We start from the raw sequence: 13,332 nt of genomic DNA, 5'->3' as shown, positions 1-13,332 counted from the left end.
GAAGCGATCGAAGCCGGCAGGCCCCTCGCTCGCTCACCAGCGTCGCATGCCCTCATTGGCCGAGTAATTCCTTTTAACGGTCCAGAAGTTTTCATGACGTATGGCAAACCCATGAAGCTGCTACGACATTTCGGCGAGCCAACCCGTCGTCTCTTTCTGTTGAGAACGGCTTTGCCCATCATTGGGCTGTCACTGTTTGTTGCGATGGCCACCACAGGCCTTTTGCTGTGGTCCACGGTTCAGACCGACGGCGTTGCCGTGTCACGGCAGCAAAGTCTGGTTGCACTGATCATATCCAAGCTCGAGAGCGGAGTTGCACACGACCAGGAGAGCGTCACGGTTTGGGACGACGCGGTCACCGCACTGCGAAGCCATGATACGAAATGGCTCGATGTCAATCTCGGCAGCTGGATGCACACGTATTTCGGCCATGACGAACTCTACATTCTCGATCCCGATAATGAGCCAGTCTACGCATCGCTGGGCGGCTCAACTGTCGAGCCCGGCAGCTACCGATCCATACATTCGAATACCGCGCGTCTTGTCGACGACCTCAGGGCAAGACTGAAGCGAGGGGACACCGAAGGCGTTACGAAGCAGGTCCTCACGATAGGCGCTTCCGATATGGCGGTCATCTCCGGCCATCCTGCCATCGTGAGCATCAAGCCTGTCGTCTCCGACACTGGCCACATCGCACAAGAACCCGGTCAGGAATTTCTACATATCGCGGTTCGATATCTCGATGGCAGTCTCATCACCTCCTTGCGGCAGGACTACCTGCTCGACGGCGCGCGCTTCTCCTGGGTCAACATGCTTGCTCGGGGAGAGGCGTCTTATCCGCTGATTGACCGATCCGGTTCGACTATCGGCTTCTTTGTCTGGCAACCATATCGGCCTGGGGCGTCGGTATTTTCTCAACTGGGGCCAATGCTCGTCGCTACGTTCGGGCTGCTACTGGGCGGCGTCATCGTCGTCCTGATGAGCCTTCGCAGGCGGACCTTGAAGCTGATCGAATCCGAAGACCGAATCTATCACCTCGCCCACAATGATCTACTGACCGCCCTGCCCAATCGCAGCCAGTTCAATGACCGCTTGGCCGATGCGCTGACACGGCTGCCCTCGACAGGCGACCAGCTCGCAATTCTCTACCTCGACCTCGACCGCTTCAAGCAGGTCAACGACAGCTTCGGTCATCCCGCCGGCGATGAGCTGCTTAGGGAATTCTCGGACAGGCTAAGACGGCTCACCACGGAAGCAGATACGGTCGCGCGCCTGGGCGGCGACGAGTTCATCATCATCCACCGCCAGGTCGCAGGAGAGCATGAGGTCAAAACCCTGTGTGAGCGGTTGATTGAAACCGCTCGCCGACCCTTCGAAGTGGCCGGGGTTCAGGTCTTCGTCGGCGTGAGTGTCGGCGCAGCGCTTGCTCCGAGGGACGGATGTGACCGGGACGAATTGGTGCGCAAAGCCGACGTTGCGCTCTATCACGCCAAAGCGGCGGGCCGCAGCGGCTATGTCTTCTTCAAAGCCGAGATGGACCAGACGCTGGCCATGCGCAAGGACCTCGAACAGGAGCTACGCAAGGCGCTGCAAGTGCCTGGCCAGATCCAGGTCCATTATCAGCCGCTCTACACCGCCGACACCAACAGAATGGCGGGCGTAGAAGCCCTGGCCCGCTGGTCTCACGCGGAGCGTGGTTGGGTAGCCCCGGATTTGTTTGTACCACTGGCCGAGAAAACGGGGCTGATCGACCAACTGGGCGAACTGGTTCTGCGGCAGGCATGCCTTGATGCCGTGTCCTTGCCCATCGACACCTTGGCGGTCAATGTATCAGCCTTGCAGCTGAATAATCCGAGCTTCGCCCTGAAGGTGACGAGCATCTTATTGGAGGCGCAGATGGATCCCCGGCGCCTCGAACTGGAGGTTACGGAAAGCACGCTGTCGGAGCGCCCGACCGAATGCCAGCGCAACATCGAGGCGCTGCGCAGCATCGGGGTGCGCTTTGCTCTTGATGATTTCGGCACGGGATTTTCCTCACTGGGACGCCTCCAGACCCTGGACGTGGACAGGATCAAGATCGATCGAAGCTTTGTGCAGGGCTTTGGCCGCTCCAATGGTGACGAGGCCATCGTTCAGGCGATCATCGACATGGCGCGCGTCAGTGGACTCAACACCACGGCGGAAGGCGTTGAGACGCAGAGCCAATGCGATTTTCTGCGCAAGCTCGGCTGCGACCAGTTGCAGGGCTATTTGTTATCCAAGCCGGTGCCGAAAGAGGAGCTCCAGAATCTCCTAGAGGGAAGATCCCGGCGCGTTTCTGCCTAGGTACCGAAAACCCGACATCTCGCAACAGCTTGTGCGGTCCTTGGCGGCGTGGTCGTTCGTGTGCCCACCGCTCCAGAGCCGAAACGGGCGGCTGGTCACAAAACCCGCCAGCATTCCACGACATTGTTGCTCCTCCGCAGCTCACCAGTCGTACCTCGAAAGTCTCTCGCGGCCAGCTGGGACAAGCGTAGACATCGCTGGGACGGCTGCGAGTACCTTGCCTGTGCGCGCGTCTGTGAGAGCGGTACGACACAGCCAACCGCTCCATGGATGGCGGTCGAACACTTTCCCCACGGCGCGCCTCTCGTGTCGGCGTCAACCCATGGCGTTGAGTGAGGGCGGTCAGAGTGAGAGTGCAAACGGGTGGGCCGCGACGGGTTGAGGGCTGGGAGAGAGGCTCCCGGCGCCCGTCGCGGAGACCCGCGATGTCCAGAAAGAACGCATCCGCTCGTGCCGGCCAGGACCGGACGAGCCTTTTTGACGAAATTACCGGCAAGATCATCGCCGAACTGGAGGCGGGGCGCGTGCCCTGGGTCCAGCCCTGGGGGACGGCGGCGGCGAAGGCGAGCCTCGCACTGCCGAGGAACGCCGCCACCGGCCGGCATTATTCCGGGATCAACGTTCTGATCCTCTGGGGCGCGGTGATCGAGCACGGATTTTCCGGCCAAAGCTGGCTCACCTTTCGCCAGGCGCTCGCGCTTGGCGGCAATGTGCGCACGGGCGAACGAGGCACGACCGTAGTCTATGCCGATCGCTTTGTGCCCGAAGATGAGAAGCGGCGCGCACGCGAGGCGGGCGAGGAAGCCCAGGCGATCCCGTTCCTGAAGCGCTTCACTGTCTTCAATGTCGCACAGTGCGAGAATCTGCCGGAGAGTGTGGGGATGGTCGCGCCGTCTCCGCCGCCGGCCCTGATCGAGCCAACAGTCGAGGCGTTGATCCGCGCGACGGCAATCGACTTCCGCATCGGCGGCAACCGCGCCTTCTACGTTCCGGCGCTCGACTATGTGCAGATCCCGCCGCCCCAGGCGTATTTCGAGCCTATCAACTGGCACCGAACGGCGTTGCACGAGTTGGGACACGCCACCGGGCATCCATCTCGTCTGGGCCGCGATATGACCGGTCGCTTCGGCACGAAGGATTACGCCTTCGAGGAGTTGGTCGCCGAGATGACCGCAGCCTTCTGCTGCGCATCGCTTGGCATCGTGCCGACCGTCCGGCACGCGGATTACATCGGGGCCTGGCTCGAGGTGCTGCGGGAGGACAATCGCGCCATCGTGCGCGCCGCGTCCTATGCCGGCAAGGCAGCTTGCTGGCTACTTGGCTTTGTCCCCGCCGGTGATGCAGACGAGGCCCAGCTTTCGACCGGCCAGACAATGGCCTGATCCTCCTACGCCTGATGCGAGCGCCTGCTCGCCAGCCACCGCGATGGCGACGGCCTCTCCACGTCAATGGACATCTTCATCCATCGACAGGCTCGCCGCCGAGCCCGATGAAGATCGCGACCCCTGTTCGGCCTTGGCTAATCTCGGCAAGCCCGAACTCGGCTCGGTCGTCATCGTCGACATAACGGCCGTCCGCCTCCCTGCCGGTCTCGGCATGGAACCTGACGTCCTGTTCGAGGATCCTGCTTCTCGTCTGTGTGTGGCGGCGAGCCGGCTATGGGAGCGGCAGCATCCCCGAGGGAGCCAGGCGGCCACGTGATGCGCTTTCACCGCTGACCGCGACCCATACATGATCCTGCCCGCGCACCTAAGCGGCGCCAGACAGCGAGAGGAGGAACGGGATTTTGTGACGGGTCGGAGGTCGAGAGAGAGGCTCTCGGCCGCCCGTCGCGGAGCAATCTCGATGCCTACTTTTGTCCAGAAGATCACGCTGCCCTCCTCGCGCAATATTCCCTTCACCCAGCTCGTGCTCGCGCAGTTCAACATCGGCGGCGTAGAGGCGGGCAGGCGGGGGTAGCATGATTACCCTTCACGACGCTTCCAACCTCGCACACCGTCTTGGCCGGCAGGCCGAGGCAGTGTGCCGTCATTATCTGTCCGTCGGTCACCGCGAGGGGCACTACTGGGTCGTAGGCGATGTGCGCAACACGCCCGGCCGCTCCATGTTTGTTCGGCTCGAGGACTCGCCGAAGGGCCCGGCCGGCAAATGGGTAGATGCCGCCACCGGCGAGCACGGCGATCTCCTCGACGTGATCCGGGAAAGCTGCGGTCTGCTCAGGTTCAAGGAAATTGCCGACGAGGCGCGGGCCTTCCTCAGCATGCCATTGCCCGGGCCGACGCCGGCCGCAATCCGTCAGCCCGCACCGCCGCATCGTTCACCCGTAGCCGCCCGCCGCCTGTTCGGTATGTCGCGGCCGATCGCGGGCACGCTCGTACAGTTGTATTTGCGCGAACGCGGCATTACCGATCTACGCGGAACCGGAAACCTGCGCTTCCACCCGCGCTGCTATTATCGTCCGGACGAGCATTCGCCGATCGAGACATGGCCGGCCATGATCGCGGCCGTAACCGACCTCGACGGCCGGATCAGCGGGGTGCATCGCACCTGGCTCGACCCGACACGCCGCGACAAGGCGCCTATCGACACGCCGAGACGGGCGCTGGGCGACCTTCTTGGCAATGCGGTCCGTTTCGGCATTGGTGGCGAGGTGTTAGCGGCAGGCGAAGGCATCGAGACCGTTCTGTCGATCCGGCAGGTCCTGCCCGACATGCCGATGCTCGCGGCACTCTCGGCAGCCCATCTCGCGGCGATCCATTTCCCCGACACGCTGCGGCGGCTCTATATTCTGCGCGACGATGATTCCGCCGGCGATCGCGCGCGGGACAGGCTGGTCGAACGGGCGAACGCGGCCGGGATCGAGTCGATCGTGATCTCGCCCCAGCTCGGCGACTTCAACGAGGATCTGTGCACCCTCGGCCTGGACGCACTGCGCATGGAAGCCCGGTTGCAGGTCGCGCCGCAGGACATGGCCCGCTTCATGGCGTTGACGACATAGCCGGCTGGAGGACAGGCGTGGGGATCGCCGCCGTGCTCGGCGGACGTCAATCCTTCGCAGAGGACCGTGCCTCGGCCTTCGAGAGAGCGATCGGCCCACAAGCCGGCCAGCCGGGCAATGGCTAAGGCCGACTATTTTCCGGCGCGGCCTCAAGGCCGCTTTCCATCGCGAGGCAAAATAGCCGGCCTTAGCCATCGAGCCCTGCGCTTGCGCTCCGCGTGCCCGGCCGTCGGGCCCGTGGGCTTCGTCGCCATAAAGGCCGCGACGGTCGCGGTCCAACCGACGGAGCATCCCCATGCGCGAGCACGACGACTACGAACCGCACCACGAATCCTCACCCACCGACCATGCCCTCAACGAACTCCAGCTCCATGGCTATCGCCCCTTTGCCGATGAGCCTGACCAGCGGCTTTTGCCCGACGGCAACCAGGTCGCGGGCGCTGTCGCCAACATCTTCGACGCCCTGATCGGCACCCTGGAGGACACGCGACTCGAACCCGACCTCGACGATCTCCTCTGGTCGACCACCAACGTATTCCACCGCGCCGCCGAGCGGATCGCGCGCGAGCTAGACGACAACGAGCAGGCGCAGAAGCGGTCGCAGCGAGAACAGGACGGCAGCGAGGTGAAGTCGGTCGAACTGGAGCGCCTGATCGCTGAGGGCATGACGCTCATCGAACGCCAGAACGCTTTCGAGCTGATGCGCGACCAGGCCGCCGAACACTACGAACGCCACGTTGGCAAGACTTGGCTCCCGCGCAGCGGATCGAGGGTCAACCATCGCGATCTGACCTCGGCGATGATCGACAGCCGCGATTTTCTGATGGCGAAGAAGCGCGCCGATCAGGAGGTGCTCCTGCCGCCGGGTCCGAAGATCGTCGTCACCGGTGGGCTCGACTTCGACAACCACCGGCTGATCTGGGCCAAGCTCGACCAAGTTCACGAGAAGCACCCCGACATGGTGCTGGTTCATGGCAAGTCGCCGAAGGGCGCCGAGAAGATTGCCTCGCTTTGGGCGAAGAACCGCAACGTGCCACAGATCGGCTTTGCGCCGGACTGGACGAAGCACGGCCGCGCCGCGCCCTTCAAGCGCAATGACACAATGCTGGAGATCGTGCCGAAGGGCGTGATGCACTTCCCCGGAACGGGCATCAACGACAATCTCGCCGACAAGGCCAAGAGGCTCGGCATCCCGGTGTGGAGGTTCGGCGGCGCTTAAGCCGCCTGATCGACTAGATCGGAGGTGGGAAGGGGCCGGTCTGGGGACACGACTGGTCGAAAGGCATCACTGCCTGGCGGACCGGAAGAACCTACGCAGTTCACGCGCCAGTATCTCAGGCGCCTCTTCCGCCATGTGGTGACCGCAGTCCAGGCTATGACCCCTCACGTCAGGGGCCCAGGAACGCCAGATCGCTGGAATGTCGCCGTATAGATCCTCTAGATCGTCACGAGCGGACCAAAGAACGAGAAGCGGACATTCGAGCATGCGGCGCGCGGCCCGATCCTCCTCATCGTGCTGACGATCGATCCCCAGCCCTGCCCGGTAGTCCTCGATCATGCCGTGAACCGTTGCCGGGTCGTGGATGGCGGTACGGAAGTCTGCGTAGGCTTCCCGACCCATATCCTCGGGACTCCCTCCGTACCAAGCGTCGGGGTCGGCCAAAATCGCACGTTCGGGTATTTCGGCCTGTGCGAAGAAGAACCAGTGCCACCAGGCTGTTGCAAACCGCGCGTCACAACGGGAAAGTGCTTCCGCGATGGGAATGCCCTCCAGGATCGCCAAGCGGCTCACCGACTCCGGATGGTCCATGGCGGTCCGAAACGCCGTGTAAGCGCCCCTATCGTGACCAACAAGCCCGAAATGAGCAAATCCGAGATGCTTCATGAGCGCAATACAGTCTCGAGCCTTGGCGCGCTTGGAAGAGCCTTCATGGTCGGGCGTGTCCTTGGGCTTGGATGATTGGCCAAAGCCGCGAAGGTCGGGGCAGATCACAGTATGATGCGCCGCCAGGAGCGGAGCCACACGGTGCCAGGTCGCATGCGTGCGCGGATGTCCGTGCAGCAGCAAAATCGGCGGCCCGTCCCCGCCCACGCGCACCCGGAGGATTGCTTCTGGCAGTGCGATTGTTTCCAGCTTGAAGCCCGCGAACATCAGCTCTTCGATAATACCGTCTGCAAATCGCTTTCGAGGCGCGGCGGGCCCCACATCCCTACGCCTCAGATTCGGAGGATAATGACGCGCGCACGCATCTGTTCCCAGACGGTCGCATGACGCGCCGCCGCCTCTCATGTGCGCTGATCCTTGACCCGGCTGACCGCTTGATGCCAACGGCCTCGCCGCTCGCCGCTCGCCGCTCGCCGCTCGCCGCTCGCCGCTCGCCGCTCGCCGCTCGACCGCGATCGCCGCGTCGCGCCGACGCACGGCGCCGTGAAGCAGATCATGCCCTCGAACGATGGAAGATCTTTCGATCGTGGGCACAGCTCTTGCCGCGTATCGACATTCCTGCCGGTCGCTGACATGGCGGCGGCCATCAGCCGCCACGTCGCGCGGCTCAGGTCGGCATCGCCGCGGGACCACCATTTGATCCAGCTGGTGCCTTACTCGGAGCGCAAGATGCGGCATCGTTAAGTTTGACCGAACCGCTGATGCGCATGGACTTGGGAGACCTCCCCGTTGGCAGAACCGGGTGGAACACAGCAAAATGGCCTGAACCGAGGGGACGAAGCCGGTGCCTCTGGATGCGATGTCACCTTGCTTGCCCGACGGTCGCCATTGGTCGGTTTGGCCGTACCTTCTACCGCTCCACGCGGCCTCTTCGATGGCCTGATCTGGCCGAAGACCGGCTGACGCCTCAATCGCTTTTGACGCAACAGCGGCGTCGGACTTTCTTCCCCTTGCGGGACTCACCCACGCCACAGGCCGCGCGGGAGCCCCCGGGTCTCCGCCATTCCTCGCGAGACAAGAAAGACCTTCTTGGCTGTCAGGCCCCTGCGGGGTGCGTCGTCGATCGCCTGCGGCCTGCTGATCGCCATCGAGATCCTATGAGTAATGGCTACGACCTGCTCTGATGCAGCAGGCATTGTTGGCCGTTGCGGAAAGGAGCAGGAGATGACGCAGGACGGTATTCAAGAAAATGCGGCGCACAGGGAGCTTGATGCGATCTTCGTGTCGGTGGAGTTGAGCAAGAAGACCTGGTTGATCACCTCCATCTCACCGGGAGCTGGCGAGAAGCTATCGCGCCATTCCATCCCCGGCGGGGATATTGCTGGGCTTCTTGGTCGCCTCGCTCTTTTAAAGCAAAAGGCTCGTGACCGAACCGGCCGAGACTATCCGTTCGTCATCATCCAAGAAGCTGGGCTCGACGGCTTCTGGGTCCACCGGGTTCTGAAAGCAGAAGGCCACGACACTCATGTCGTTGACGCAGCATCCATAGCAACGTCTCGGCGCAAGCGGCGGGTCAAGACGGATCGGCTTGATGGCGAGACCCTTATCCGGGCGCTGCTGGCGTTCAAGCGTGGCGAACCGCGGGTCTGCTCCATGCTACGCGTGCCGACCCCCGATGAGGAGGATCGCCGCCGCATCGTCCGGGAGCGCAAGGTGTTGATGGAAGAACGTATCCGGCAACCGGATCAAGGGTCTTCTCTTGTCACAGGGCATCACCGGCTACGATCCTCTGCGACGTGATCGTCGCGATCAGCTGGAGACACTTCGCACAGGCGATGGACGGGATCTGCCCGAACATATGAAGCGCCAGGTTCTGCGTGAGGTCGACCGAATGGAAATGCTGCTCGATCAGATCAAGGCAGTCGAGGCGGAACGGGACGCCATGCTCGCCGAAGAACGCCGATCGGCGCGTGAAGTGGTTGTGCTGTCGAAAGTCGTCGGTATCGGACCGGAGTTTGCGGCCGTGCTGTGGGGAGAGGGCTTGTTCCGGTGCTTCGACAATCGCCGGCAGGTGGCGGCCTATGCCGGCCTTGCGCCGACGCCATGGCAAAGCGGGTCGATCGACCGGGAACAGGGGATCGGAAAATCCGGAAATCCGCGCCTGCGATCGACGCTGCTGGAAATGGCGTGGCTCTGGTTGCGGCACCAGCCCGCCTCAGCGCTCAGCCGCTGGTTCAACGAACGAGTCGCCCAGAATGGCGGACGCTTCAAGAAGGTGATGATCACCGCATTGGCCCGCAAGCTGGTCGTGGCTCTATGGAAATACGTCAGCGCCGGCGTGGTGATCGAAGGAGCGTTTGTCAGACCATGACGATCTGATCGCATTCCAGTTCGGCCTGGGCCTGATCAGCCCGCCGGAACCGGGTGGACGACCGCATTGCGGCATGGCTTTGACGCCGTCATCGAGACTGGTCTCGTCCTCCTGAGCCCTTGCCGCCGCAGGCGGGATTATGGTGCAGCCGCTCGAGCGGCGACCGGATGTGAGGTTGATACGTGCAAACGCGCGGATCAGGAAACGGGCTCAGACCTCAGGTTCATGTGGCGGTAGGGATCGCGCTGCTTGTGCCGATGCATGGCTGAAGGGACAATGGCCAGCATCGTTCTCGTGGGACTGATGCTGGAATCCTCCCTGTGCGGCCTCTCTACTGGCTGGTCTGGCGCCGGTCGGGCCTCTGCCTGCAACGGCTTCGCCGACCTTCTTCCCCTGCGGCTTTGCCGCATTCCTCGCGGGACAACAAGCTCGGCTGCCGCCGTCCTCCGCTGACGCTGCGGTCCACAGGATGCAGTCGGCCCGATCGTCGCCTCACGACCGCTATCGAGGCCGCACAGGGCGGCTTCGGCAACCAGTCAGGAGAACGACAATGGCTACCATCGGCAACTTCCAGCAATCGGACAACAACGAGTTCAGCGGCGAGATCGTCACCCTCTCCCTCCAGGCCAAGAAGGTCCGTATCGTTCCCGATACGCGCTCCAGCGGCGAAAACGCTCCCAGCCACCGGGTCTTCGTCGGTCGGATCGAAATCGGGGCCGCCTGGTCCAAGCAGTCCAACGAGGGTCGCAGCTACCTGGGTCTCAAGCTCGACGACCCGAGCTTCACCGCTCCGATCTACGCCAACCTCGTCGAGGGTGAGGACGGCCAGGGCTACAGCCTCATCTGGTCACGTCCGAACCGCCGCAACGGCGACTGAGCACCCTGCCAGGACGCCTCGCACCCAGCGGGGCGTCCTCCAGAAACCGGCCACTCAGCAGCTCAGAGCCACAGCTTGACGAGCGGTCCCTCATGTGAGGCCGCAATGGTGCGGGCTCGGAAAACGGACAAGGAGACCTACAATGGCGACCATCGGTATTTTCAAGAAGACCGGCTCCAACGAGTTCACCGGCGAAATCGTTACGCTCAGCGTCCAAGTCAAGGCTGTGCGCATCGTCCCCGACCAGCGCCCCACGAACGAAAACGCCCCCACACACCGCGTGCTGGTCGGCCGCGCTGAGATCGGCGCTGCCTGGTCCAAGCGCTCCAGCGATGGCCGCGACTATATGGGCCTCAAGCTCGATGATCCAAGCTTCAACGCCCCGATCTACGCCAACCTTTTCGAAGACGAGGAAGGCCAAGGCTTCTCGCTGATCTGGTCCCGTCCTAATAGCCGGCGTGGCGACTGAGGTCCGCAAGTGCCCCGGCCTGTTCGGCCGGGGCATCTGGCCTCTCAGGTCGTGAGAGCAACCTTGAGCAAGAGCGAAGCGGTCCGCAGAAAGGCGTTAGTCGAAAGCAGGTTCTGCGCGCTAGAAACGATCGTGGTTTCATCGATCCTAGCTCATGTAACCCCGCTTGATCTTTCGTCCCGCCAACCGCGACTGCTCCGAGGCTGCCTGCCTGCAATCTTCGAAAAAGTGGACTTTCTGGCGGCCTCGGGTGCCAATCCGTCCCCATAGCCGGACCAGCGACATTTCGCCGAACAGGGTGGGTTGCAATGACAGGACATAAAATCGTGCCATGTTACGAGCGCCATCAATACGGCGCAGGAATACGGGTCGGGCGCGTTGTTCATGCATCCGACTATCGATCCTCGCCATGGGATCCGTCCAATGCATCTTTCGAATCCGTGGCTCGGCATCGATTCAAAAACTTGATCGAATGTCGCCTTATCGGACAAAGGCGAGGGGGCAGCATGACGACACGTCTGCAAACGGGGACAGCTTTCCCGGAGGGCTAATCCTCCCGGGCTAATCACCGGTCGCGCGGATGGTCGCCGGCCTGTTCACCGACGAGGCCCTCGACAAGGTTCAACAGGCTTGAGGCGGTGGAAGCAGGCATATCAAGCACACGCAAGATCAGCTTCAGCTTGTCGTCGGCTTCCTGACGACTCTCACCGAAAAAATGCGGGGCTGCGAAATGGATCATTTCGATCGGTGAGCAGTCCAGAATCTCGCAGATGTGAAGTAGTCTGGTCGCATGCAGCTTTGAAAAGGCGCGCTCGTAACGTGCAAAGATCGTCTCGTGCAAGCCGACCATGATCCCCATCTGCGCCCGATTGAGCCGCCTGGCGTCGCGACGCTCCCGTACGAACCGACTGAAAGCCTGCTCCATGTCGCCGAAGCTCCGGATGCCTTCGAAACCTGGTTTCCTGTAGACCGGCTTCTCGGACTCAGCGTCTGCCGTTTCGATGAGTCCATGCTCGTCTATGTATTTCTGGACGTCCTTGATTGCCATTGCGACGGGTTTACCCGCTCCTGTGTGTGCCGCGAAGCGCGCCCACAAGACGCGACTCTTCGCCCCAAATTGCCCGATACATGAAAAAACAGAGCCAACGTGACCTCAAGCCTAGCAGGTGAGTGGGCCTGCGATCAAATTCCATATCCAGGACCATGAAGGGAGATCTGTCGATCGGCTGTAATCAAAGGCCAAGGTCGTCCAGATACTTTGCGATCGCCTGTTCCATGATCGCCTGCATCGATGTTTCGGCGGTGAAGGAGGCCAGTTTCAGCCGCCGCTTGGTCGCTCGGTCGAGGTTCACGTTCACAAAGCAACTTTCCCCCTTCACCCGCTCTCGCTTCATCCTGCGCAAGGCCTTCCTGGCCTCCTGCCTCAAGTCGCTGCCCGTCTGCGATGTGCCGTCGGGCTCGCGGTCTGTGCTGATGTCATTGGACGGGCGATCTTCGTCACCTCCCGACGATTGCTTTCGCGCAGCGAGTGCGAACTCGTCCAGGGACAGGCTTTCCTTGCGGCCCATCAGGCGTGCTCGGCTTTTGGAAGGGGACTCAACAGGGCATCGATCTCGCCCACCACTTCTTGCGTCTCGCGACGCGCTTTGCCTACAGCCTCGGACAACGCCTGCATCTGGAGAGTGCCAGTGCCGTTCTGGATATCCTTATAGATGTTGCGTTCCATTACCTCGGCCCTAAAGAGATAGGTCCCGACCTTGTCCTCGATGATGGGACGAATCTTGCGATAAAGTTCCGTCTGCCGAACAGTCATCGAAATCCGGGTGCGCAAGACGCCGTGGCGACATGACCCGCCGCGGAGCTCGTTGACCCTCACGACGGACTGGAAGCAGTCAATCGCGCCCAAGACCTCGCGCTTGGACGGCTGAATTGGAGAGATCACCAGATCGGACCGTCCAATCACAGGGTCAATGGTGGAAATATCCTCTCCAGGCGTGTCGATGAGGAGGTAGTCAAAACGATGGGCATGGCGCTCAATGAACGCATCCAGCGACTTGGCCGTCTTATGGCCGAAGACGCTGATGCCTTCTGGTTGCGCGGCCTTGTCGTGGCAGTCGCTCCACCATTTGGTCAGATTGCTTCTACCATCCATGTCAACCATCGCGACCGTCGTACCGCGCAATGCATACTCGCCGGCAATGTTCATCAAAGTGGTGGTCTTGCCGGCGCCGCCTTTGCCATTGATGGCGGAGATCACGATAGGCATGCGCGAATTCTCCTCTGAGCGTGTGTTTCTACTCGCACACGAATCCAGGATTGCTCAAGTATGGGTCCGTGGGCACATGAATTTCTATGAATGTAGAAAAACGATGTCTGAATGACAATGATAAAGTGTTTTTTTTGGGAA

Annotated in this window: 12 protein-coding genes and 1 pseudogene; 8 read left to right on the top strand and 5 right to left on the bottom strand. The window is 61.9% G+C overall.

Annotation, left to right across the window (positions count from 1 at the left end; translation table 11 throughout):
* Positions 1-93: 93 nt before the first annotated feature.
* The 5 genes from FJ964_RS29310 (at position 94) to FJ964_RS29290 (ending at position 6,542) form a co-directional block, all read left to right on the top strand.
* Complete coding sequence (locus tag FJ964_RS29310; protein WP_224629000.1) at positions 94-2,325, top strand: EAL domain-containing protein; 2,232 nt, start codon at positions 94-96, stop codon at positions 2,323-2,325.
* Positions 2,326-2,750: 425 nt separating this feature from the next.
* On the top strand, positions 2,751-3,707 hold the full coding sequence (locus tag FJ964_RS29305) for a zincin-like metallopeptidase domain-containing protein (protein ID WP_140554072.1): 957 nt from the start codon (positions 2,751-2,753) through the stop codon (positions 3,705-3,707).
* Positions 3,616-4,026: a DUF2958 domain-containing protein gene (locus FJ964_RS29300; RefSeq protein ID WP_318013088.1), complete on the top strand. Its 411-nt coding sequence runs from the start codon at positions 3,616-3,618 to the stop codon at positions 4,024-4,026. The genes FJ964_RS29305 and FJ964_RS29300 overlap by 92 nt, the downstream gene beginning before the upstream one ends.
* 262 nt (positions 4,027-4,288) lie before the next feature.
* A complete protein-coding gene (locus FJ964_RS29295) occupies positions 4,289-5,323 on the top strand; it encodes a toprim domain-containing protein (RefSeq protein ID WP_140554118.1) in 1,035 nt (344 codons plus the stop codon).
* A 295-nt stretch (positions 5,324-5,618) separates the two neighbouring features.
* A complete protein-coding gene (locus FJ964_RS29290; protein WP_140554069.1) occupies positions 5,619-6,542 on the top strand; it encodes a DUF2493 domain-containing protein in 924 nt (307 codons plus the stop codon).
* Positions 6,543-6,608: 66 nt separating this feature from the next.
* On the opposite strand, the gene FJ964_RS29285 is transcribed toward FJ964_RS29290, so the two are convergent.
* On the bottom strand, positions 6,609-7,475 hold the full coding sequence (locus tag FJ964_RS29285) for an alpha/beta hydrolase (RefSeq protein WP_140554067.1): 867 nt from the start codon (positions 7,473-7,475) through the stop codon (positions 6,609-6,611).
* Positions 7,476-8,432: 957 nt separating this feature from the next.
* On the opposite strand from FJ964_RS29285, the pseudogene FJ964_RS29275 reads away from it, so the two are divergent.
* The 3 genes and pseudogenes from FJ964_RS29275 to FJ964_RS29265 all read left to right on the top strand — a co-directional run bounded on the left by FJ964_RS29275 (position 8,433) and on the right by FJ964_RS29265 (position 10,925).
* A pseudogene (locus FJ964_RS29275) lies at positions 8,433-9,579 on the top strand (IS110 family transposase).
* A gap of 550 nt (positions 9,580-10,129) precedes the next feature.
* The gene (locus FJ964_RS29270; RefSeq protein ID WP_140554064.1) at positions 10,130-10,456 is read left to right on the top strand and encodes a DUF736 domain-containing protein; all 327 of its coding nucleotides are present in this window, start codon (positions 10,130-10,132) and stop codon (positions 10,454-10,456) included.
* Positions 10,457-10,598: 142 nt separating this feature from the next.
* Positions 10,599-10,925, top strand: coding sequence for a DUF736 domain-containing protein (locus tag FJ964_RS29265; RefSeq protein ID WP_140554063.1), 327 nt, complete (start codon positions 10,599-10,601; stop codon positions 10,923-10,925).
* A gap of 147 nt (positions 10,926-11,072) precedes the next feature.
* Here FJ964_RS29265 and FJ964_RS29260 read toward each other — a convergent pair whose 3' ends face one another.
* The 4 genes from FJ964_RS29260 to FJ964_RS29245 form a co-directional block, all read right to left on the bottom strand.
* Positions 11,073-11,315, bottom strand: a complete 243-nt coding sequence (locus FJ964_RS29260; protein ID WP_140554117.1) for a WGR domain-containing protein — start codon at positions 11,313-11,315, stop codon at positions 11,073-11,075.
* A gap of 175 nt (positions 11,316-11,490) precedes the next feature.
* A complete protein-coding gene (locus tag FJ964_RS29255; RefSeq protein ID WP_224713366.1) occupies positions 11,491-12,021 on the bottom strand; it encodes a helix-turn-helix transcriptional regulator in 531 nt (176 codons plus the stop codon).
* A 136-nt stretch (positions 12,022-12,157) separates the two neighbouring features.
* Positions 12,158-12,493: a hypothetical protein gene (locus FJ964_RS29250; protein ID WP_140554061.1), complete on the bottom strand. Its 336-nt coding sequence runs from the start codon at positions 12,491-12,493 to the stop codon at positions 12,158-12,160.
* On the bottom strand, positions 12,493-13,191 hold the full coding sequence (locus tag FJ964_RS29245; protein WP_140554059.1) for a ParA family protein: 699 nt from the start codon (positions 13,189-13,191) through the stop codon (positions 12,493-12,495). The genes FJ964_RS29250 and FJ964_RS29245 overlap by 1 nt, the downstream gene beginning before the upstream one ends.
* Positions 13,192-13,332 lie beyond the last annotated feature (141 nt).

It is taken from the genome of Mesorhizobium sp. B2-3-2 (assembly GCF_006442295.1).
Lineage (GTDB): Bacteria > Pseudomonadota > Alphaproteobacteria > Rhizobiales > Rhizobiaceae > Mesorhizobium.
Note: the sequence above shows the minus strand (reverse complement) of the source record. Positions and strands in the feature narration are given on the sequence as shown.